Source organism: Bradyrhizobium sp. ISRA464 (assembly GCF_029910095.1).
Classification (GTDB): Bacteria; Pseudomonadota; Alphaproteobacteria; order Rhizobiales; family Xanthobacteraceae; genus Bradyrhizobium.
Map to the genome: position 1 here is coordinate 2,497,197 of NZ_CP094526.1, position 23,214 is coordinate 2,520,410.

15 protein-coding genes are annotated in these 23,214 nt (G+C 65.8%); 12 read left to right on the forward strand and 3 right to left on the reverse strand.

Annotated features, from left to right (window positions below; genetic code table 11):
• Window positions 1-177: 177 nt before the first annotated feature.
• From MTX19_RS11695 to MTX19_RS11710, 4 genes are all read left to right on the forward strand, one after another.
• A complete protein-coding gene (locus tag MTX19_RS11695; RefSeq protein WP_280983719.1) occupies window positions 178-1,437 on the forward strand; it encodes an MFS transporter in 1,260 nt (419 codons plus the stop codon).
• Window positions 1,438-1,466: 29 nt separating this feature from the next.
• The gene (locus tag MTX19_RS11700; RefSeq protein ID WP_280983720.1) at window positions 1,467-3,125 is read left to right on the forward strand and encodes a hydantoinase B/oxoprolinase family protein; all 1,659 of its coding nucleotides are present in this window, start codon (window positions 1,467-1,469) and stop codon (window positions 3,123-3,125) included.
• 6 nt (window positions 3,126-3,131) lie between these two features.
• Complete coding sequence (locus MTX19_RS11705; protein WP_280983721.1) at window positions 3,132-5,171, forward strand: hydantoinase/oxoprolinase family protein; 2,040 nt, start codon at window positions 3,132-3,134, stop codon at window positions 5,169-5,171.
• 138 nt (window positions 5,172-5,309) lie between these two features.
• Window positions 5,310-6,518 carry an ABC transporter substrate-binding protein gene (locus MTX19_RS11710; RefSeq protein WP_348638278.1) on the forward strand — a complete coding sequence of 403 codons (1,209 nt, stop codon included), beginning with the start codon at window positions 5,310-5,312 and terminating at the stop codon, window positions 6,516-6,518.
• A gap of 155 nt (window positions 6,519-6,673) precedes the next feature.
• Here the strand turns inward: MTX19_RS11710 and MTX19_RS11715 are convergent, their stop codons facing one another.
• Entirely contained in the window at window positions 6,674-7,888 is a 1,215-nt protein-coding gene (locus MTX19_RS11715) for a mandelate racemase/muconate lactonizing enzyme family protein (RefSeq protein ID WP_280983723.1), read from the reverse strand.
• A gap of 297 nt (window positions 7,889-8,185) precedes the next feature.
• On the opposite strand from MTX19_RS11715, the gene MTX19_RS11720 reads away from it, so the two are divergent.
• Genes MTX19_RS11720 through MTX19_RS11750 form a run of 7 tightly spaced genes read left to right on the forward strand, consistent with a single transcriptional unit; the run spans window position 8,186 to window position 19,424 of the window.
• On the forward strand, window positions 8,186-10,618 hold the full coding sequence (locus tag MTX19_RS11720; RefSeq protein ID WP_280983724.1) for a CoA transferase: 2,433 nt from the start codon (window positions 8,186-8,188) through the stop codon (window positions 10,616-10,618).
• Window positions 10,618-11,694: an ABC transporter ATP-binding protein gene (locus tag MTX19_RS11725; protein WP_280983725.1), complete on the forward strand. Its 1,077-nt coding sequence runs from the start codon at window positions 10,618-10,620 to the stop codon at window positions 11,692-11,694. The genes MTX19_RS11720 and MTX19_RS11725 overlap by 1 nt, the downstream gene beginning before the upstream one ends.
• Window positions 11,691-12,695 (forward strand): ABC transporter ATP-binding protein, encoded by a 1,005-nt coding sequence (locus tag MTX19_RS11730; protein WP_280983726.1) that lies wholly within the window; start codon window positions 11,691-11,693, stop codon window positions 12,693-12,695. Before MTX19_RS11725 ends, MTX19_RS11730 begins: the two co-directional genes overlap by 4 nt.
• 18 nt (window positions 12,696-12,713) lie before the next feature.
• Window positions 12,714-14,261 (forward strand): ABC transporter substrate-binding protein, encoded by a 1,548-nt coding sequence (locus MTX19_RS11735; protein ID WP_280983727.1) that lies wholly within the window; start codon window positions 12,714-12,716, stop codon window positions 14,259-14,261.
• A 5-nt stretch (window positions 14,262-14,266) separates the two neighbouring features.
• A complete protein-coding gene (locus MTX19_RS11740; RefSeq protein WP_280983728.1) occupies window positions 14,267-15,223 on the forward strand; it encodes an ABC transporter permease in 957 nt (318 codons plus the stop codon).
• Entirely contained in the window at window positions 15,220-16,104 is an 885-nt protein-coding gene (locus MTX19_RS11745) for an ABC transporter permease (protein WP_280983729.1), read from the forward strand. The genes MTX19_RS11740 and MTX19_RS11745 overlap by 4 nt, the downstream gene beginning before the upstream one ends.
• 17 nt (window positions 16,105-16,121) lie before the next feature.
• Entirely contained in the window at window positions 16,122-19,424 is a 3,303-nt protein-coding gene (locus MTX19_RS11750; protein ID WP_280985974.1) for a carboxyl transferase domain-containing protein, read from the forward strand.
• Between the two features lie 242 nt (window positions 19,425-19,666).
• Here the strand turns inward: MTX19_RS11750 and MTX19_RS11755 are convergent, their stop codons facing one another.
• Entirely contained in the window at window positions 19,667-20,545 is an 879-nt protein-coding gene (locus tag MTX19_RS11755; protein WP_280983730.1) for a hypothetical protein, read from the reverse strand.
• Complete coding sequence (locus MTX19_RS11760) at window positions 20,469-21,305, reverse strand: NAD(P)/FAD-dependent oxidoreductase (protein WP_280983731.1); 837 nt, start codon at window positions 21,303-21,305, stop codon at window positions 20,469-20,471. Before MTX19_RS11760 ends, MTX19_RS11755 begins: the two co-directional genes overlap by 77 nt.
• 308 nt (window positions 21,306-21,613) lie before the next feature.
• On the opposite strand from MTX19_RS11760, the gene MTX19_RS11765 reads away from it, so the two are divergent.
• Window positions 21,614-23,212: a GMC family oxidoreductase gene (locus tag MTX19_RS11765; protein WP_280983732.1), complete on the forward strand. Its 1,599-nt coding sequence runs from the start codon at window positions 21,614-21,616 to the stop codon at window positions 23,210-23,212.
• Window positions 23,213-23,214 lie beyond the last annotated feature (2 nt).

Sequence of the window (23,214 nt, forward strand, 5' to 3'; positions counted from 1 at the left end):
CGGAATGGAGACAGCCCCCACCCGGATCGCATCTGGCGATGCGATCCGACCTCCCCCGCAAGCGGGAGAGGTGAGGTACGCCCGATAGGCTGAACTGAAATCCTGGTGCCTCGAAAGTTGGCACCCGCTGCCCAATAATGTTACGCCCTCCCCAGACGTTTGGGGATTGGACGAATCGTGGACGGCGCGGCGGCAACGGAAGAGGCGGGGATCGGTTTCCGCGCACTGATTCTTGCACTTCTGGCATTGGCCTCGGGCCATATGCTGTCGACCCTGCTGCGGACAATTCCGGGGATCAGCCTCGACCTGATGGCGTCCGATTTCGGCACCTCGCCGCAGGTGCTGGCGAGCCTCACCTCGATCTATCATTTCTCCTTCGCCGCCTCGCAGGTTCCGGTCGGTGCCGCGATGGACCGCTTCGGCGTGCGTCCGGTGTCGATCAGCCTTCTGATCGGAACGATCGTCGGCGCGCTGGTGTCGGCGCTCGCGGTCGGGCCGGCGACGTTCCTGCTCGGGCAGATTCTGCTCGGTGTCGCCACCTCGGGCATGCTGATGTGCCCGATGACGCTCGCGGCCAAGCAGATGTCGGCGGCGAAGTTCGGACTGTGGTCCGGACTGATCCTCTCGATCGGCAACACCGGCATGCTGCTGTCGTCGAGTCCGCTTGCCTTCGTCGTCGACCAGTTCGGCTGGCGGGCCGGGTTCTGGGGGTCGGCCGGTCTCGGCGTCGCCGTGTTGATCGCGGTCTTCGCGCTGGTGCCGCAGCAGCCCGCCGCGCATGCGGACGATTCGTCGCCGCTGCATCAGATGGTCGAGGTGTTGCGGCTCGGCGTCTCGCGCGGCTTGCGCGGGGTGATCGCGTTGTCGCTGGTCTCGCTCGGCGTCGTGCTGGCGCTGCGTGCGCTGTGGGGCGGACCGTGGCTGATGGATGTGAAGGGCCTGAGCCGCATCGAGGCCGGCAATGTGCTCGGCCTGTTCACGCTGGCAATGACGGTCGGGCCGATTTGCATCGGCGTGTTCGATCGCAAGTTCGGGCATCGCCGCGCCGTGGTTGGCGGCAGTCATGCGCTGGCGGCGCTGCTGTTCGTGCTGATGGCCGCGGGCGCCCCGCATTTTCCGGTCTCGAACCTGTTCGGCGTCGCCGCGATGCCGTCGCAATATGACCTCGTGCTGCTGATCCTGATCGGCTTTGTCACCTCGGCGCAGCCGCTGCTCTACGGCATGACGCGGCAGCTCGTCGATCCCCAGAACACCGGCAAGGCACTGTCGGCCGTCAACCTCGCCTTCTTCCTTGGCGCTGCGCTGATGCAGTCGAGCACCGCCGGCGTCGCGGCGCTGTACGGACTGCCCGCGATGCTCTTGTACATGGCAGGCGCGCTGCTCATCGGGACCGTGCTGTTTTGGGTCTATACCTCGGCGACGGCGGCGATAAGATAGCGGTTCGTTCCACCGCTTTCGGAAGTCACGTGACCGCGCCCGCCAAGATCGATCCGATCACCCGCTCCGTCGTTCAGCATCGCCTGTCTTCGATCGTGAGGGAAATGGGCGAAGCCATGCTTCGCACCTCCTATTCGCAGATCCTCAATTCCAGCCGCGATTTCTCGCTGGCGATCTGCGACACGCGTGGCCGGTTGATCGCGCAGGCTGATCACATCCCGGTCCATGTCGGCGCCTTGCCTTGGGCGACATTGGCGGTCGAGGAACGCTTCAAGGATGTCGCACCGGGCGATGTCATCCTGCTCAACGATCCCTATCAGGGCGGCAGCCATCTGCCCGATCTCACGGCCTTCGTTCCGGTGTTCGACAGCGGCAAGCGGCTGCTCTGGACCATCGTGCGCGCGCATCAGAGCGATATCGGCGGCGCCACCCATGGCGCCTACAATCCCGGCGCGACCGAGATCTACCAGGAAGGCATCCGCATTCCGCCGATCAAGCTCTACGAGGCCGGCAAGCCGCGCGAGGATCTGCTCGACCTGCTGGCGCTGAACATCCGCAACCCCAGAGAATTCCGTGGCGACCTCGCGGCGATGCTGGGCGCCGCGCATCTCGGCGAGCGCCGGGTGTCGAAACTGTTCAGCGAGTTCGGTGCCGAGGTTGTCGAGGCCGCGATCGAGGCGATCCTCGATGCCACCGAGCAGCAGACCCGCGCCGTAGTCGCGAGCTGGAAGGACGGCGTGTTCTACGGCGAAGCTTTCCTGGACGACGACGGCCACGGCCGCACTGACATCAAGATCGCGGCCAAGGTGACGAAAAAGGGCAGCGATATCGAGGTCGATCTCACCGGTTCGGACCCGCAGTCGACGAGTTTCGTCAATTCGTCGCACGCCAACATGCAGGCCGCGGTCGCGATGGCCTTTGCCTATCTGATCGATGCCGACATCCCCAAGAACACCGGCGCGCTGCGGCCGCTGAAGGTGGTGGCCAGGCAGGGCACCATCGTCTGGGCCGATCCCGGCCGTCCCGTCACGCTGTGCACCAGCCATCCTTCGAACGAGATTGTCGAAGCGATCGTCAAGGCGATGTCGGCATCCTGTCCGGACCGTGTGATGGGCGGCTGGGGCCGCCGCTTCCGCATCGCGATCCAGGGCGAAGACCCGCGCAACGGACGAAACTTCATCTGGCACATGTTCCAGGCGCGGCCCGGCGGCGGGGCCTCGATCGGCGGCGACGGCTATTCGTCGATCGGCGAATGGCACACGGTCGGAGGCTTGAAGTTCGGCAGCATCGAGGTCGCCGAGGTGCGCTTTCCCCTGCATTTCCGCCGGCACGAATTCCGTCCGGATTCCGGCGGCGACGGCCAGCATCGCGGCGGCCTCGGCGTCGCGCTCGACATGGTGCTGGAGACGCAAAAACCCGCCAAGGGCAACACCGCCGGCGACGGCGCGCGCCACGGCCCCTGCGGCATGCTCGGCGGCAAGGACGGCGAGCCGCACCATTATCGCCTGCTGTCGGAGGGCCGCGCGCCGCGCGTGCTGAAGACCAAGGAGGTCGGCATCGAGCTGCGCCCCGGCGACTGCCTCGAGGTCCGTTCCTCCGGCGGCGGCGGCTGGGGGCCGCCCGAGCAGCGATCGGCGGAGGCGCGTGCGCGCGACGCAGCCCAGGGTCTGGTTTCGAAAGCGGTGTAGGCGAGCATGTTCACGATCGGAATAGACATCGGCGGCACCTACACCGACCTGGTTGCCACTGATGAAACCGGACGCACCGTTTTCGCGAAGTCGCCATCCACGCCGGCCGACCAGTCGATCGGCGTCATGGCGGGGCTGGAAGAGCTCGCGCGACGGCTCGGCGTGACGCGCGCGGCGATCCTGGCGGAGACCGATCGCCTCGTGCACGGCACGACGGTTGCCACCAATGCGCTGCTGGAGCGCAAGGGCGCCAAGGTCGCGCTGCTCACCACCGAGGGCCATCGCGACGTCGTCGAGATGCGCGAAGGTCTGAAGCCCGACCGCTACGATCTGCGCACGCCGCCGCCCGAGCCGCTGGTTCCGCGCGAGCGCCGCTTCGGCGTACGCGAGCGGCTGAAGGCGGACGGCAGCGCGGTGATCCCGCTGAATGCTGCCGCGCTCGACGATGCGATCGCCGACGTGAAGCGGTCGGGCGCGACCTCGGTCGCGGTGTGCTTCCTGCACGCATATCTTAATCCGGTGCACGAGCTCGCCGCGGTCGAACGTCTGGCGCACGAACTGCCTGATATCACCGTGTCGCGCTCGAGCGACGTGCTGCCGCAGATCAAGGAATATGAGCGCGTTTCGACCACGATCGTGAACGCCTATGTCGAACCGACAGTCCGTCGCTATCTCACCAATCTCGAGCAACGCCTGCATGAAGCGGGCTTTGCGGGCTCGCTGTTCGTTGTGCTGTCGCATGGCGGCATGGCGCCGGTGGAGGAGGCCTCGCGTCTCGCCGCGGGCACGGTGCTGTCGGGGCCGGCCGGCGGCATCTCCGGCAGCCGCCGTTGTGCGGCTATGCTCGGCATTCCCGATCTCGTGCCGTTCGACATGGGTGGCACCTCGACCGACATCTCGCTGATATCAGACGGCCAGGCCTCGCTGTCCGCCGACGGCATGCTCGCGGGCCAGCGTATTGCGCTGCGCAGCCTCGACATTGCCAGCATCGCGGCCGGCGGCGGCTCGATCGCGAGCGTCGACGGCAGCCGCACGCTGCGGGTGGGGCCGGAGAGCGCAGGCTCGGTGCCGGGCCCGGCCTGTTACGGCAATGGTGGCACCGCCGCCACCGTCACCGACGCCAATGTCGTGCTCGGTTATCTCGATGCCGCCGCCTTCATGGGCGGCGCGCGGCCGCTCGATCGTGCAGCCGCCGAGGCCGCAGTCGATCGTATCGCGCAAGCGCTCGAGCTGTCGCGGCTCGAGGCGGCGGCCGGCATCTACAAGATGATCAATTTGAAGATGGCCGACGGCATCCGTCTGATGACGCTGCGTCGCGGCGTCGATCCGCGGAAATTCGCATTGCTGAGCTTCGGCGGCGCGGCCGGTATGCATGCCGCGGAGGTGGCGCGCGAGCTCGAGATCAAACGCATCATCGTGCCGACCGTCGCCTCCGTTCTCTCCGCCTGGGGCATGCTGACCAGCGACCTCCGCTACGAGGTCAGCCGCACGCATTACGGCACGGGCCGGATTTCCGCGGACGAGGTGCGCGCGTTGTTCGCCGGGCTGGAGGCGCAGGCCGCAGGTCGGCTGCGTTCCTGGTTCAAGGGCGATATCGCGATCGAGCGCTCGGCGGAGATGCGCTATGGCGAGCAGGTGTTCGAGATCGACGTGCCGCTCGGCGACCTCGATCTCGGTGCTGCCGACCTGGTCGCGCAGATCGAGGATCGCTTCCATCGCCGCCACGAGGAACTCTACACCTACGCCTCGCGCGGTCAGGAGGTGGTGTTCGTCAACGCGCGCGTCGCGGCCGTCGGCAAGGTCGCGCCAGCGGGCGGCGACGTCGGCCGGGTGACGTCAACCGCGCCGTGCGCGCCGCGTGGCAAGCGGCAGGCCTGGTTCGGCGCCTGGCGCGAGGTGCCGGTCTATGCGCTTGACGATCTCAAGCCTGGCCAGTCGCTCATGGGGCCGGCGATCATCGAGGCCGAGACCACGACGGTTTTGGTCGACACTGACGATCGCGTGGTGGTCAATGCGCTCGGCTGGCTCGACATAACTTTGCGCTGAGCGGAACTCCGCCATCAACATTTCATTTTTCCGCCGTTGCCTAGGGCGATAAGCTTGGCTCGCTCGGGAGGAGCGCCGGTCGCGTTGCCGGCGTTTGTGGCGATGTTGATACAAACAAGAACACAGACCGTATTGTCGATGTCCCTTGTCCTGGCGGCAGCGCTGGTCTCCGCCACGCCGTCACGCGCACAGCAGGCACCGGCGACCGCCGCCGACAACGACATCCGCATCGGCAACATCATGCCCTACACAGGGCCGCTTGCGGCGTTCGCCACCATCGGGCGGGCGGAAGCGGCCTATTTCGACATGATCAACGAGCGTGGTGGCATCAACGGGCGCAAGATCAGGTTCATCTCGGTCGATGACAGCTCCAATCCGAAGACCGCGATGGAGCAGACCCGCGATCTCGTCGAGAAGCAGAACGTGCTTTTGATGTTCGGCTCGTTCGGCACGCCGGACAATCTGGCGACGCGGACCTATCTCAACGAGAAGAAGGTCCCGCAGCTCTTCGTCGCCTCGGGCGACGAGGCATGGGCGCATCCCAGAACCTATCCGTGGACCATGGGATGGCAGCCGACCTTCCGCGCCGAGGGGCGGATCTATGCCAATTACATCCAGGCGTCCTATCCCGATCGCAAGATCGCCGTGCTCTGGCAGAACGATCAGTTCGGCCGCGACCTGTTCAAGGGGTTGCAGGAGGGCCTCGGCGATACCGCGGGCATGATCGTGGCCGATCTTGCCTTCGACGCGTCGGAGACCAGGATCGAAAACCAGCTCGGAATATTGAAGGCCTCCGGCGCCGACATCCTGGTGTTCGACGGCGCGCCGGCGATCGCCGCGCGTGCGATCCGCAGCGCCGCGGATCTCGACTGGCACCCGGTGTTCATCCTCGACAATGCGTCGGCCTCGATCGCCAGCGCGTTGCGGCCGGCGGGCCTGCAGAATTCACTCGGCGTGATCTCGACGTCGTTCCTGAAGGACGCCAGCGATGCCTCTTGGAAGGAGGATCCGCAGATCAAGGCGTGGTTCGCTTTCATGGACAAGTATTTCCCCGACGGCGACAAGGACGATCTCTATGCCGTGTTCGGCTACGCCGCGGCGGACACGCTGCTCCAGGTCCTGCGCCAATGCGGCGACGACCTGTCGCGCGAGAACATCATGCGGCAGGCGGCGTCGCTGCGGAACTACCACACCCCGGTCGCGTTGCCGGGCATCGTCATTAACACCGGCCCGCAGGATTTCCGCCCGATCAAGCAGATGCGGCTGGTGCAGTTCGACGGCAACGCCTGGCAGCCGATCGGCGACGTGATCGACAGCGCATTCGCGACGGTGCGGGATGATAATTGAGGCACGGTGATTGAGTATTGCGTCGTCCCGGCGAAGGCCGGGACCCATTACCCCAACTCTCAGTTGTTGCACGCCGCTGGGGCAATAGTCCCGTTCACATCACGCAGCGGTGGCTATGGGTCCCGGCTTTCGCCGGGACGACGGTGTGGAGAGACCTACTTCTTCAGCCCGTAGTTCAACAACCCGCCCTTGTTCTTCGGCGGATGGGCGCGCAGGCCTTCCTCGTTCGGCTCGGTACCCCAGCCCGGGCGATCCGGAATCACGAGATGGCCGTCGACGAACTCGGGCACATGGGTGAACAGCTCGTGGTCCCAGGCGAGGCGGTCGATGTCGGTCTCCATGATCCGCAAGTTCGGCACTGCCGCGCAGAAATGCGCGTTCATCATGGTGCAGAGGTGGCCGTAGAAATTATGCGGCGCGACGTTGACCTCGAAATGCTCGGCGGCATTGGCGATCTTCATCGACTGCCAGACGCCGTTCCAGGGCGTGTCGATGATCGCGACATCCATCGCCTGTTCGGTGAAATAGGGCAGGAACTCGCGCAGGCCCAGCAGCGTCTCGCATGACGAGATCGGATGCGGGCTCTGGCGGCGGATATAGCCCAGCGCCTGCGGGTTGAAGGTGTCGATCTCCACCCAGAACATGTCCATCTTCTCGATGGCGCGCAGGATCTTCAGATAGCCTTCGGTCTTGGCGTTGAAGTTGAGGTCGAGCAGCAGATCGACGTCCGGCCCCGCGCCGTCGCGGATCGCTTCCAGATGCATGCAGAGATTGCGCAGCACGGTGCGGTCGACATTGATCTCGGGCTCGAACGGCGAACCGAAGCCGGGCCGCCAGCCCTGGGGCTTGCCGTCGGTGTAGACGAAGATGTTGGTCTTCATCGCCGAGAATTTCTTCTCGCGCACCTCGCGGCCGATCGCCTTCACGCCGTCGAGATCAGTGATCGCCGGCTTGTACCAGTCGGGATGATTGATGCGCCACGTCGCGCAATGCGACCAGTAGACTCGTACGCGGTCGCGGATCTTGCCGCCGAGCAGGTCGTAGCAGGGCACGCCGAGCGCCTTGGCCTTGACGTCGAGCAGCGCGTTCTCGATCGCGCCCAGCGCCAGCGCGACCACGCCGCCGGCGGCCGGACGCGTCGCGGCAAACAGCTCGGCATAGATCCGCTCATGCTGGAACGCGTTCCTGCCGACCACCCGCGCCGACAGCCGCTCGATTGCCGCCGTCACGCCGGGCGCGCCAAAGCCCTCGTCATATTCGCTCCAGCCGACCAGCCCGTCCTGGGTCGTCACCTTGACGAAGTGATAATTCCGCCAGCCGGCATCGCAGGCGAGCGTTTCGACGCTTTTGACTGTTGTTGCTTTGGTCATGGTTTCCTGCCCGGTGTGTTTCTCTCTCGAGGAGTAGAATAGCGGATCGAGCAATGCGTCAATCGCACGGCAGCACCCCGCCAACGCAGATTTGCCTCGCGCACAGCCGAGGAATTGTCGAGCGACGGTCGCATGACGCTGCGCGTGCCGCTAAGTGCCGTCGCCATTGATGAATTCCGTCGAGCGGAAGAAAAAATTCCGCTTGCATCATCGCGCTGGCGCGGCTTCAAGTTCAGACAACAAGAAACTGAATCAGCCGCTGTCATCGGCTGGTCATTTTGCTCGCGGGGAAGCGTGATGGGCGCGTTGTCGCATCTGCGGATTGTCGAGATTGGAAGCGCGGCTGCGACAAGCTATTGCGCGCGGCTGTTCGCCGACTTCGGGGCCGACGTGCAGAAGGTCGAACCGCCGCAGGGCGATCCACTTCGCCGCACCGCGCCGCTGACGCGGAGCGGGCAGAGCGCGTGGTTCGCGTTTCTGAACTTCAACAAATCCAGCGTCGTGCTCGACAGGAGCGATGCGCATGCTGCGTCGCTGTTGAACGAGCTGATCGGAGCTTGCGACATCTTGCTCGATGGGCGCGGCCTTGATGCGGCGGATTGTCCCGATATCGATCTCGACGCGATCAAGCGGAACAATCCCGGCCTGATCCATCTCGACCTCTCCTGGTTCGGCGATCGCGGTCCGTATGCCAAGTTCGCCGCGACCGACGCCACGATCCGCGCGCTGTCCGGCCTGGTGAAGCTGGTCGGCCCGGAAGCAGGACCGCCGATGCACGCGCCGGATTTCCAGACCGGTATCCTCGGCGGGCTCTGGGGTTTCATCGCCGCCAGCTCGTCGGTGATTGGGCGCATGCAGGACGGGCGCGGCCGCTCTAGCCATCTGAGCCTGTTCGAGGCCAGCATCGCCGTCACCGAATACATCATGTTCGAGGCGTTCTCGCGCGGCGACATCATGCGGCGGATCGGCGTCAACCGCTTCTGGCCCACCTTTCCGGTCGGCATCTACGAGACCAAGCAAGGCTGGCTCGGCGTCACCACGGTGACACCGGCGCAGTGGCGCAGCTTCTGCGAGATGCTCGATCTCACCGACCTGCGTGACGATCCGACGCTGTTCCTCGGCGTCGACCGGCTGCAACATGTCGCCGACATCGAGGGCAAAATATTGCCGAGGCTCAAACAGCGGACCGCGCAGGAATGGTTCGCCGAGGGCCTCAAGCGCAAGATCCCGATCGTGCCGGTGCCTGAGATCTCGGATCTCATCGCCGATGAGGAGAAGCGCGCTCGCGGCGCCATCGTGCCGATCACTGTCGGCGATGAGGCCGGCTTCAGCGCCGGCACGATGCAGCGGCTGATGGGCACGCCGCCGCTTCGCGGTGGCCGGGTTCCCAGCATCGGCGAGCAGCAGGTAAAACGCGAGACGGCACCGCGCGCAGCGGCACCAAAGCCAGTTGCGGCCAATCGCCTGCCGCTCGAAGGCATCCGCGTCGTCGATTTCTCGATGGGCTGGGCCGGCCCGATCTGCACCCGCACGCTCGCCGATCTCGGCGCTGACGTCATCAAGATCGAGGCGATCCAGTATCCGGACTGGTGGCGCGGCGTCGATCGCCGCCCGGCTTACGTGCTGGAGCAGATGTACGAGAAGTCGGTGCGCTACTGCATCATGAACCGCAACAAGCGCGGCATCACGCTCGATCTGACCCGGTCGAAGGGGCTGGCGCTGGCCAAACGCCTGCTCGCCGATGCCGACCTCGTGGTCGACAATTATTCGGTCGAGGTGCTGCCGAAGCTCGGTCTCGGCTACGACGTGCTGAGCAAGATGAATCCAAAGCTCGTGATGATGTCGATGTCGGCGTTCGGCGCCGGCAGTGTTTATCGGGATTGCCGCGCCTATGGCTCGACGCTGGAGCAGGGCTCGGGGCTGCCGAGCGTGGTCGGCGATGCCGGCGGGCCGCCGGTGATGAGCCACACCGCGTTCGGCGATGCCGTCGGCGGTCTCAACGGCTGCGCCGCGGTATTGACCGCGCTGATCCATGCCAGGCTGACCGGGCAGGGGCAGTTCATCGATCTCGCCCAGATCGAATGCATGATGCCGTTCGCGGCGCCTTGGATTGTTGCGCATTCGATCGACGGCACGCCGCCGGTCAAATACGGCAATCGCCATCCGGATTTCGTGCCGCATGGCTGCTTCCGTTGCGCCGGTGAGGATAACTGGATCGTGGTCGCGGTGTCCGACGACGCGATGTGGCCCAGGCTCGCGCGGCTGCTCGGCCGCGAGGACTGGGCGGCCGATGCAAGGTTCAAGACGGCCGCAGGCCGCCGCGCCATCGAAGGCGAGATCGAGGCTGCGATCACGGCCTGGACCTCGATGCGCGATCCGGATGCGGCGATGGCCGCGCTGCAGGCGGCTGGTGTCGCCTCAGGCGTCGCGCGACTGCCGATCGATCTCCTGAAGGACCCGCAGCTCCATGCTCGCGGCTTCATCCAGGAGGTCGACCGCGCCTTTGTCGGCAAGCATCCGCAGCCGTCGATGCCGTTCCGCGAGGGCGCCGAACCCTTTGCGATCCGCTCGGTGCCGCCGACGCTCGGCGAGCATAACCGCGAGATCCTCGGGGGCATGCTCGGCCTCACCGATGCCGAGCTTGAAGAGCTTGCGCGGGAGGGCATCATCGGCACCGAGATGCTGATGGAGGAGCAACTGGTGAAAGAGAAGAAGCGGGCGGCGGGTTGATGCAGGCAGGCCAGCCGGCAGAGCGCAAGGCGGAGGGTGCGCGCGATCGTGCGCGGCCGCTGATGTCCGTGCGCGGGCTTGGCATCCGTTTCAAGACGTCGCAGGGCATCTGGCAGGCGACGCGCCGGATCGACTTCGACATTGCGCCGGGCGAGCGGGTCGGCATCGTCGGCGAGAGCGGTTGCGGCAAGACCATCACCGGGCTGTCGATCCTGCGGCTGCTGCCGGGCAATTTCGCCGGCCTCGACGGCAGGATCATCTTCGACGGCATCGATCTCGCCAGCTGCAGCGCGCGGCAGATGCGCGACATCAGAGGCAAGCGCATCGCGATGATCTTCCAGGAGCCGATGAGCGCGCTCGACCCGGTCTTCACCGTCGGTCATCAGATCGCGGAGACGCTGCGCGTCTACACCAATATCGGATACGAGGAGGCGCGCGCCAAAACGCTGGAGATGCTCCGCCGGGTCGGCATCGCCTCGCCCGAACGGCGCATCGACGATTATCCGCACCAGCTCTCAGGCGGCATGCGCCAGCGCGTGATGATCGCGGCTGCGCTGATCTGCGGGCCGCAGCTTCTGATCGCGGACGAGCCGACCACCGCGCTCGATGTCACCGTGCAGGCGCAGATCCTCGCACTCTTGCGCGACATCAGCGAGACCTCACGCACCGCGCTGATGCTGATCACCCACGATCTCGGCGTCGTCGCCGAGACCTGCACGCGGATGATCACGATGTATGCCGGCGAGGTGATCGAGGACGCGTCCGTCGACGAGGCGCTGGTGCGGTCGCTGCATCCCTACACGTCGGGCTTGTTGCGTTCGCTGCCGCATTTGAGTCCGCGCCACGGCCGGCTGCCGTCGATCCCGGGCCGCGTGCCGTCGATTGCGGAGATGCCGAACGGCTGCCGCTTCCGCGCCCGCTGCGCGCATGCGACCAAGGGCTGCGAGGCCGAGCAGAGGCTGCAGGATGCCGGCGGCGGCCGCAAGGTACGCTGCTGGCGCTTCGCCGAGCTCAATCTGCCCGGCGCGCTGCATCCGCCCGAGACATCAGTCGCAGCCAGGGTCGCGACGCAATGACCGCAGCCTCGGCCGAGCCCAGCCGCGACGCCATCGTCTCGGTGCGCGACCTCCAGGTGCGCTTCCAGACCACCGACCGCCGCGCCACCGTGAAGGCGGTCAACGGCGTCAATTTCGACGTCCGCCGCGGCGAGACCTTCGGCATCATCGGCGAGTCCGGATCAGGAAAGACCACGATCGGCCGCGCGCTGGTGTTCCTTTTAAAGCCCAGCGCCGGCGCCATCCTGCATGGCGGCATCGATCCGCTCGCTTTGTCGCGCAAGCAATTCCAGAGCCACCGCCGCGACTACCAGATCATCTTCCAGGATCCCAATGCCGCGTTGAACCCGCGGATGACAATCCTGGCCTCGGTGCTGGAGCCGCTGGAGCTTGCCCGCGTCGGCACCCGCGCGGCGCGCGAGCGGCAGGCGCGGGAGGCGCTGGAGCGTGTCGGTCTGCCGGCCGAGATCGGCGAGCGCTATCCGCACCAGCTCTCCGGCGGCCAGAAGCAGCGCGTGGTGATCGCCCGCGCGCTGACGCTCAAGCCGAAACTGATCGTCTGCGACGAGGTGGTGGCGGCACTCGACATGTCGATCCGCGGCGACGTGCTCAATCTGTTCGCCGACCTGCAGCGCGACCTCGGCCTGACCTACGTCTTCATCACCCACGATCTCGCCGTGGTCTCGCATATCAGCGAACGTGTCGCGGTGATGTATCTCGGCCAGTTCGTCGAGCTTGGCCCGACCGAGCAGGTGTCCGAGCGGCCGCTGCATCCGTATACGCAGGCGCTGCTCTCGGCCGAGCCGCGGCCGTTGCCGTCGTCGCTGCGGCAGGAGACGCGGATCGTGCTGCAGGGCGAGGTCCCGAGCCCGATCGATCCGCCGACCGGCTGCCGCTTCCGCACCCGCTGCCCGCACGCCCAGCCGCTCTGCGCTGAACGGGCGCCGGAGTGGCGCGAGCTGAAGCCCGATCATTGGGTGGCGTGCCATCTCGCCGACCGCCCGAATTTTTCGCCGAACTAGACCACCGGAGGATCTGCCATGACAATGACAACACGACGCGAGGCCATTGCGCTGATCTCTAGCGCGCTCGCGAGCGCAAGTTTCGGCGGTCCTGCCTTCGCGCAAGGCGCGGCGAAGAAGGGCGGCACCTTGCGCATCTCCGCGCCGGCGAATCCGTCGAGCCTCGATCCCGCCACCGGCGGCGCCGGCTCCGATCACGCCTTCCTGTTCACGATGTACGATACGCTGGTTGAATGGGAGTTCGAGACGCTGAAGCCGAGCCCGGGATTGGCCGAGAGCTGGAAGTTCACCGATCCGACCACGCTCGTGCTCAATATCCGTTCCGGCGTCACCTTCCATGATGGCACGCCGCTCGATGCGGAGGCTGTGAAGTTCAATCTCGACCGCAACAAGAGCGATCCGAAGTCCAACATCAAGGCCGACCTGCTGTCGGTGGCCTCGGTCGAGGTGACCGGACCGCAGCAGGTGACGCTGAAGCTGAACGCACCGGATACTGCGCTGCCCGGCATCCTGTCCGATCGCGCCGGCATGATGGTATCGCCGACGGCGCTGAAGGCGGCCGAAGGCGGGGTCGTCACGCGCAAGCCGGTCGGCGCCGGGGCCTATGCGTTCGTGAGCTGGGCCGACGGCGAGAAGATCGTGGTCAAGCGCAACGAGAAATACTGGAAGCCGAACCGGCCCTATCCTGACGGGATCGAGTTCTCGATCATCCCTGAGCTCACCACCGGCGCGCGCTCGGTCACGGTGGGCCAGAACGATTTGATCTACCAATTGCCGCCGCGGCAGAAGGCGATCATCGAGCGCGCCTCGAGCGTCAAGGTCGTGCACGGCCCGACGCTCTACGTGTTCCAGATCTTCCTGAACTGGGCCAAGCCGCCGTTCGACAACGTCAAGGTCCGTCAGGCGCTCAATTTCGCCATCGATCGCCAATCCTTCGTCAAGGCCGCGCTCGCCGGTCTCGCCGAGCCGGCCTACATGAACCTGCCGAAGTCGCATTGGGCCTATGACGCCGAGGTCGCGAAGCTCTATCCCTACGATCCTGCCAAGGCGCGCAAGCTGCTCGCGGAGGCCGGATTCAAGGAGGGCACCCAGATCGAGATCGGCGGCTATTCCGACCAGGATTCGGTCCAGCGCGAGGAAATCCTGATCGAGCAGCTCCGCAAGGCCGGCATGAACGTGCGCTTCGTCAACGCGCCGATCGCGGAAGCCTCGGCTGCGTTCTTCGGCCCGGAGAAGAAGGGCTCCGGCCTGCTCGCGGCGTGGACCGGGCGGCCCGATCCGAGCCTGACCTATTCGCTGATGTTCACCAAGGATGCTTACTACAATGGCGGCCGCGCGCCGGTGCCACCGGAACTCGATGCCGCGATCAAGGAGTCGCGGGCGTCGGAGGCCATCGATGTCAGGCGCAAGGCTTTCGCTACCGTGCAGCGCCTGGTGATGGAGCACGCCTTCGTGGTGCCGCTGGCGTTTCAGTTCGAGCTTGTCGCCATGAACAAGAAGGTGCAGGGCTACAAGCCCAACCTTCTGGGCAAGCCGAAATACGACGACGTCTGGCTGGAGAGCTGAGAACAATGGCGCGACGGTCACCGGTCAAGGTCATCGGCAGCCGCCTGGTGCAGGCGCTGCCCGTGATCCTGCTCGCGACCTTCATGGTATTTGCGCTGTTGAAGCTGGTGCCCGGCGACGTCGCCGTGACCTTGGCGGGCGACAATGCGACCGACGCGCGCATTGCCGAGATCAGGGGCATCTACGGCCTCGACCGTCCGTTCCTGGTGCAATATGGCGCCTGGCTCGGCAAGGTCGCGCAGGGCGACCTCTCGCAATCATTGCTGACCGGCGAGAAGGTCGCGACCTCGATCGGGCGCGCTTTTCCGAACACGCTGCTGATCGTCGTGATCGCCATGGTGCTGGCGCTCCTCACCGGCATCCCGATGGGTGTGATCGCGGCTATCAAGCCGAACGGCTGGATCGACAAGCTGGTCAGCCTGATCGCCTCACTCGGCGTCGCGATTCCCGGATTCTGGCTCGCCATGATCCTGGTGGCGGAGTTCTCGCTGAAGCTGAACTGGCTGCCGGCGACCGGCGCAAAATCCTTCAGCGCCTCGCCGATCGAGGCGATCAGGTACGCGTTGCTGCCGGGGATCGCGATCGCGGCCTATGGCATGGCCGAAGTCGCGCGCCAGCTGCGCGGCGCGCTGCTGGAGGTGCTGTCGTCGCAATATGTCCGCACGCTGCACGCCAAGGGCCTGTCGATGTCCCGCATCCTCTGGCAGCACGGCTTGAAGAATGTCAGCGTCAACCTGCTCACGATCATCAGCCTCTTGGTCAACCGCATGCTGGCGGCAACTGTCGTGATCGAGGCCGTGTTCGCGATTCCCGGGCTCGGCAGCCTGATCGTCCGCGGCGCGATCCAGCGCGATTTCCCGATCGTGCAGGGCGTCGTCTTCACCATGGTGGTCGTCGTGATCGCGGTGAACCTGATCACCGATCTGCTCTGCGCCGCCATCGATCCGAGGATCGAGCAATGACCGACCTCGCGCTCGCCGAGTTCAAGCCGCCCGCAAAGCCGACCCGGCTGCGCCGCGTCCTGCGCTGGCTCGCCGGCGATGTCCGCGCCGCGCTGTCGATCCTGGTGCTGCTGGTGCTCGTTATCGTCGCGATCGGCGCGCCGTGGCTCGCGCCCTATGCGCCAACCGCGCAGGACGTCAACAACATGCTGGCGCCGCCGGGCCCGGCGCATTGGCTCGGCACCGACGATCTCGGCCGCGATGTTCTCAGCCGCCTGATCTACGGCGCGCCGGCCACCGTCTACGCCAGCCTGCTCGCGGTCGGCGTCGCGGTTGCGATCGGGCTGCCGGTCGGCCTCGTCGCCGGCTATTTCGGCAGCTGGATCGACGACATCGTCAGCCGCATCATCGATACCTTCCTGTCGTTCCCGGCGATCGTGCTCGCGATCGCGGTCACAGGCGCGCTCGGCATCGGCCTCACCAACGGCATGATCGCGGTCGGCATCACCATGTTCCCGGCGCTGGCCCGCATCGTCCGCGCCCGCACGCTGATCGTGCGGCAGGAGCTCTATGTCGACGCCGCGAGAGGCTTCGGCGCGCCGACCTGGCATGTGCTCTGGCGCCATGTGCTGCCGAACACGCTGCAGCCGGTGATCGTGCAGGTGACGCTCTTGCTCGCCGCCGCGCTGCTGGCGGAGGCGAGCCTCTCCTTCCTCGGCCTCGGCATCCAGCCGCCGGACCCGAGCTGGGGCGCCATGCTGGCACGCGCCTATCAGTATATGGAAATTGCGCCGGAGCAGATGTACGCGCCGGGCCTTGCCATTCTCGTCGTCTCCCTGGCCTTCAATGCGCTCGGGGAGTCCTTGCGTGTCGTGCTCGATCCGACCATGAAGGATCGTTGACCTCTGGTGGAATAGTCATGTCCTTCAAGAAATTGCTGATTGCCAACCGCGGTGAAATCGCGATCCGCATTGCCCGTGCTGCGAGTGAGAGCGGCCTTGCCACCGTCGCGATCTATCCAGCCGACGATGCGGCCTCGCTGCATGTCCGCTCCGCCGACGAAGCCCGCGAGATTCCCGGCCGCGGCGCGCGGGCCTATCTCGACATCGAGGCGGTGATCGCGGCCGCCAAGGCGGCCGGCTGCGATGCGCTCCATCCCGGCTATGGCTTCCTCAGCGAGAACGTCCAGCTCGCGCGGCGCTGCGCGGAGGAGAAGATCACCTTCGTCGGTCCGTCGCCGGAGGCGCTTGAGCTGTTCGGCGACAAGGCCCAGGCCAAGGCGCTGGCGAAAAAATGCGGCGTGCCGATCATTGCCGGCACCTCGGGCGAAACATCCCTCGACGAGGCCAGGGCGTTCTTCGCCTCGCTCGGCGCTGGCGCCGCGGTCATGATCAAGGCGATCGCCGGCGGCGGCGGCCGCGGCATGCGCGTGGTCGACGACGCGGCGAAGCTCGATGAGGCCTATGCGCGCTGCCGGTCGGAGGCCAAGGCGGCGTTCGGCAGCGGCGACGTCTATGTCGAGCGGCTGATCCGGAAAGCCCGCCACATCGAGGTGCAGATCATTGGCGACCACCATGGCACGATCAGCCATCTCTGGGAGCGCGAATGCACCATCCAGCGCCGTAACCAGAAGCTCATCGAGGTGGCGCCGAGCCCCTCGCTGAGCGAGGTCCTTCGCTCGCGCATCATCGAGGCGGCAAAGCAGCTCGCCTCCGCCGCGCGCTACGACAATCTCGGCACCTTCGAATTCCTGGTGGATGACGACGCCGGAGAAGGCGAGGGCGCCTTTGCCTTCATCGAGGCCAATCCGCGGCTGCAGGTCGAGCACACGGTCACCGAGGAGGTGCTCGGCATCGATCTCGTGCGCTCGCAGCTCGCGGTGGCGGCCGGCGCCACGCTGGCCTCGCTCGGACTCGCGCAGGCCGCGGTCCCGCTGCCGCGCGGCTACGCCATGCAGCTCCGCGTCAACATGGAGGTGATGGACGAGAGGGGGTTGACCAAGCCGACCGGCGGCACGCTTGCCGTGTTCGACCTGCCGTCCGGCCCCGGCGTCCGCGTCGATACGTTCGGCTATTCCGGCTACAAGACCAGCGCGGCCTTCGACTCGTTGCTCGCAAAGGTCATCGTGCATTCGCCGAGCCCAAAGTGGCCTGATGTCGTGCACAAGGCGGCCCGCGCCTTGCGCGAATTCCGGATCGGCGGTGTTGCCACCAACATCCCGTTCCTCGGCGCCGTGCTAACGCACCAGAGTTTTGTCCGGAACAAGATCAGCACGAACTTCATCGACACCCATGTCGCCGCGCTCGTCGATGCGGCGAATGATCTTGCCGAGCCGTTGGTCGAGGTGAACCAGACAGCGGCGGCCAAATCCGCCGCGACCGAAGCCGCGCCGGAAGGGTCGCTTCCCGTGCCGGCACCCTTGCAAGGCACGATCGTTGCGATCGATGTCGCGGAAGGCGATCTTGTCCGTCCGGGCCAGCAGATCGCGGTGCTGGAATCGATGAAGATGGAGCATCTCGTCACCGCGCCGCATGGCGGCCGGGTGATGAAGCTCGCGGGCGGTCCCGGCGTCACGCTGATGCATGGCGAGCCGATCCTGTTCCTCGAACCCGCCGAGGTCGACGGCCACCAGACGGAAGAAGAGGCGGCGATCGATCTCGACCACATCCGCCCTGATCTCGCCGAGCTGATCGCGCGCAAGGCGATCACGCTGGACGAGAACCGCCCGGCCTCGGTCGAGCGCCGCCGCAAGACCAACCAGCGCACCGCGCGCGAGAACGTCGCGCATCTGGTCGACGAGGGCTCCTTCGTCGAATACGGATCGCTCGCGATCGCGGCACAACGCCGCCGCCGCAAGGTCGAGGACCTCATCAAGAACACGCCGGCCGACGGCCTGATCGCCGGCGTGGCCACCGTCAATGCCAAGGATTTCGGCCCCGAAGGCGCGCGCTGCATGGTGATCGCCTATGACTACACCGTGCTGGCGGGCACGCAGGGCCACATGAACCACAAGAAGATCGACCGCATGCTCACGCTCACCGAGCAGTGGCGGCTTCCGCTGGTGTTCTATGCCGAAGGCGGCGGCGGCCGTCCCGGCGATACCGACCGGCTCGGCATGACCGGCCTCGACGGCCCGTCCTTCGTGCAGTTCGCAAGGCTCTCCGGTCTCGTGCCGGTGGTCGGCATCGTGTCGGGCTATTGCTTCGCCGGCAACGCCGCGATGCTCGGCGTTTGCGACGTCATCATCGCCACCAGGAACGCCTCGATCGGCATGGGTGGTCCCGCGATGATCGAGGGCGGCGGGCTCGGCGTCTATCATCCGGCCGAGGTCGGCCCGGTTACGTTCCAGTCGCCGAACGGCGTCATCGACATCCTGGTCGAGGATGAGGCCGAGGCGACGACCACGGCGCAGAAATATCTGTCCTATTTCCAGGGCGCGGTGAAGGACTGGAAGGCGCCGGATCAGCGGCTGCTGCGCCGCGCGATCCCGGAGAATCGCTTGCGGGTCTACGACATCCGCAACGTGATCGATCTGATCGCCGACGAGGGCTCGGTGCTGGAGATCCGGCGCGATTTCGGCATCGGCATGATCACGGCCTTCATCCGCATCGAAGGCAAGCCGTTCGGCCTGATCGCCAACAATCCCAAGCATCTTGGCGGCGCGATCGACGCGCCAGCCGGCGACAAGGCCGCGCGCTTCATGCAACTCTGCGACGCCTTCGACGTTCCGATCGTCTCGCTGTGCGACACGCCGGGCTTCATGGTCGGCCCGGAGGCCGAGAAGACCGCGATCGTTCGTCACGTCGCGCGGATATTCGTCACCGGCGCGAGCATCACGGTGCCGCTGTTCGGCATCGTGCTGCGCAAGGGGTACGGTTTAGGGGCGCAATCGATGATCAGCGGCGGCTTCCACGCCTCGTTCTTCACGGTGGCCTGGCCGACCGGCGAGTTCGGCGGCATGGGGCTGGAAGGCTATGTCCGCCTCGGCTTCCGCAAGGAGATGGAAGCGATCGAGGATCCCGTCGAACGCGAAAAGTATTTCCAGACCAAGGTCGCCGAGCTCTACGCCAACGGCAAGGCGGTCTCGATCGCTTCCGTGCTCGAGATCGACGAGGTGATCGACCCCGCCGATACCAGGCACTGGATCATGGCCGGCCTCCGCTCGGTGCCGAAGCCGGAGCCGCGCACCCACCGCAAGCGCCCGTGTATCGATGCGTGGTAGGGGAGCCGGACGCGTATGGTCGAGCGAAGCGATACCCATCCTACGCGCTACGCGCTGCAATAAAATCGGTGTCGTCCCGGGCAAGCGTAGCGCGACCCGGGACCCATAATCACCAATGCTGGTTGTCCGTCCAGTGCTGGAGCCACAGCTCACTTCAACGACGCAACCCTGTGGTTATGGGTCCCGGCTTTCGCCGGGACGACAGTTGAGGATGAGGTCGTCGCTGCCCTTCACCGAAAGAGTCAGGCCAACCTCAACTCAACATATCCCTTCGCCGCGACCTCGTCGCACCTTGCGCGGTACGCCGGGGCGCTGCCGCTGTAGCGGGCCACGATGCGGGTTTGCTTGCCCTCGACGTTGCGGTTGATCCCGGTCATCCAGGAATCGACCTCGTTGGAGAGCAGGCCGACACCCAGCGCCTTCACATGATCGGTCCAGTCGGCGGTGCCCTCGGCCGTGGCGTCGAGGAAGGTCAGGCCCTTCTCGACCGCGAAGCGGATCAGGCCGGTGACCCAGTCGACGCTGTATTCGATGCTGCGCGGGATGTTGCCGAGCGCGGTGTGCGGGCCCATCAGCATCATAAGATTGGGGAAGCCGTCGATCATCAGCCCGAGATAGGTCTCCGGCCCGTGCCTCCACTTCTCCTTCAAGAGCGCACCGCCGGCGCCGCGGATATCGATCTTGTCGAAGCTGCCGGTGATGGCGTCGAAGCCTGTTGCATAGATGATGATGTCGAAGGCGTAGTCCCTCTCGCTGGTCCGGATGCCCACGGGCGTGATGCGCTCGATCGGCGTCTCCGAGAGGTCAACGAGCTCGACATTGTCGCGGTTGTAGACTTCGTAATAGAAGGTCTCGAGTGGCAGCCGCCGCGTCCCGAAGCCGTGGTTTTTCGGGATCAGCTTCTCCGCCACCGCCTGGTTCTTGACGCGCTGGCGGATCTTCCGCGCCACGAAATCGCTGATCGTCGCATTCGCCTTGCGGTCGATCAGGATGTCCTTGAAATTGCCTTGCCAGATTCCGAAGCCGCGCTCGCCATAGAGCTTCTCATAGAACGCCTCGCGCTCCTCGTCGGTGACCTCGAAACGCGCCGCGCGGATCGGGCGTATGGACGAAGCAGGCAAAGGTCTCCTTGCAGCGCGCGAAGATTTCCGGGTAGCCGGCCTTGATCTTCGCTTGCGTCTCGGCATCGATCTTGCCGTTGTGCAGCGGCGCCGCCCAATTGGCGGTGCGCTGGAACACGGTGAGGTGCCCGACCTCGGCGGCGATGGTCTGGATGGTCTGGATGCCGGTCGCGCCGGTGCCGATGACAGCGACGCGCTTGCCGGTGAAATCCACCTTCTGCTTCGGCCAGCGCGCGGTGTGGAAGGATTGGCCCTTGAAACTGTCGCGGCCCTCGATGCGCGGCAGCGTCGGCGTCGACAGCGGCCCGATCGCGGTGATCAGGAAACGGCAGCTATGGCGCGCGCCGCTCTCGAGCGTGATCTGCCAGCCTCGCGTGTCATCCCGGTAGATCGCCGCCGTGACGCGGCTCTCGAACTGGATGTCGCGGCGCAGATCGAACTTGTCGGCGACGTAGTTGCAATAGCGCAGCGTCTCCGGCTGGCCGGCGAAATGCTCCGACCATTCCCATTCCTGCAACAGCTCCTTGGAGAAGGAGTAGCCGTAGGAATAGCTCTCGGAATCGAAGCGCGCGCCCGGATAGCGGTTCCAGTACCAGGTGCCGCCGACCCCGGTGCCGGTCTCGAACACGCGGACGCGCAGGCCCATCTCGCGCAGCCGGTAGAGCTGGTACATGCCGGAGAGGCCGGCGCCGATGATGATGACGTCGTAGTCGAGCGCAGCCGTCTGCGACGGGGGTTGGTCCTGGCGCGGTGCGGCCACCTGTCGTTGCTCCCTGATGCGTTGATTGCCGGCAAGGCTAGCCGGTCTTGCCGCGGCCGACAAACCGCGCAGAGCGGGGCAGCCATCGCGATTTGCCGGGTGCGCTGTTCGAGCGCGGCATTCCGTGCGGCGGACAGCACGCCCGGTGCCTTTACTCGACCTTGGGATTTCCTCTATCGTCGCTGCGATTTTATGCACGTCATTCCGGGGCGATGCCAAGCATCGAGCTATGATGTGCTGTGCGCATCTGTGGTCTGGTCCTTCGGACCATCCCGGAATGACGGGACAATCAAGAACAAGGAATCCGAATGAACGATCCCGTTGACGTCCTGATCATCGGCGCCGGCGCCTCCGGTGCCGCGGTGGCCTGGAGCCTCGCCGACACCAAGATGCATATCCTCTGTCTCGATCAGGGCGGCTGGATGAACCCGGCGGAATATCCGAGCACGGGCCGGGACTGGGAGGCGAAATTCTACGGCGACTGGTCGACCAGCCCGAATATCCGCGGCCGGCCCGAGGACTATCCGATCAACGACGACAATTCCCCGATCAAGGTCGTCAATTTCAACGGCGTCGGCGGTTCGACCGTGATGTACACCGCGCACTGGCCGCGGCTGCATCCCTCCGATTTCAAGGTGAAGACGCTCGACGGCGTCGCCGACGACTGGCCGATCGATTACGACGCGCTGACCCCGTTCTTCGAGGAGAACGATCGCATGATGGGCACGTCGGGCCTGTCAGGCGATCCACTTTCGCCCCTGAGCCATCCGCCAATGCCGCCGCAGCCGCTCGGGCTCTCCGGTCCGCTGATCGGCAAGGCGATGAACAAGCTCGGCTGGCACTGGTGGCCGTCGGATACCACGGTGGCGACGATGGATTACGAGGGCAGGGCGCGATGCATCAATCTCGGCCATTGCACGCCGGCCTGCGCGCAGGGTGCCAAGGCGTCGACCGACATCACCTATTGGCCGCATGCGATGCGCGCCGGCGTCGAGCTCAAGACGCATTGCCGGGTGCGCGAGATCCTGACCAATGAGCACGGCATGGCCTCCGGCGTCGTGTATTACGACAAGGATGGCGTCGAGCAGTTTCAGCCGGCCGAGGTGGTGATCATCGCCTGCAACGGCGTCGGCACGCCGCGGCTGCTGCTCAACTCGGCGTCGAGCAAGTTTCCGAACGGCCTGGCCAACTCGTCCGGCCTGGTCGGCAAGAACCTGATGTTCCACCCTTACGCGCAGATCTACGGCTTCGTGAAGGAGCCGACCGATAGCAACCGCGCGCCGCCGACCTGCCTGTGGAGCAAGGAGTTCTACGACACCGATCTGTCGCGCGGCTTCGTCCGCGGCTACGGCATCCAGTTCGGCCGCGGCGCCGGGCCGGTGTTCGAGGCCGTCGCGAGCGAGCAGAAGGGGATCCTGCCGTGGGGCGCGGACCACCACCGCGTCTTCCGCAAGCTCAACGGCCATCGTCTCGCGGTCTCGGCGATCTGCGAGGACCTGCCGGAAGAGCACAACCGCGTCACGCTCGATCCCGTATTGAAGGACAGCCATGGCATCCCGGCGCCGAAGATCGACTACACGATCAGCGCGAACAGCCGGAAGATGATGGACCACGCACTGGCGCGCGGCCGGGAGATTCTTGAGGTTGCCGGCGCCACCGACATCTGCATCAACGATCCGATCCCGTGGGGCGGCTGGCATTTGCTCGGCACCGCGCGGATGGGCACCGATCCGTCACGCTCTGTCGTCAACGAATGGGGCCGCTCGCACGACGTGAAGAACCTCTTCATCGTCGACGGCAGCATTTTCGTGACCTCGGGCGGCGTCAACCCGACCTCCACCATCCAGGCCCTCGCGCTCTACATCGCCGACCAGATGAAGCAGCGCCTCGCCAACCTGTTCGACTGAGA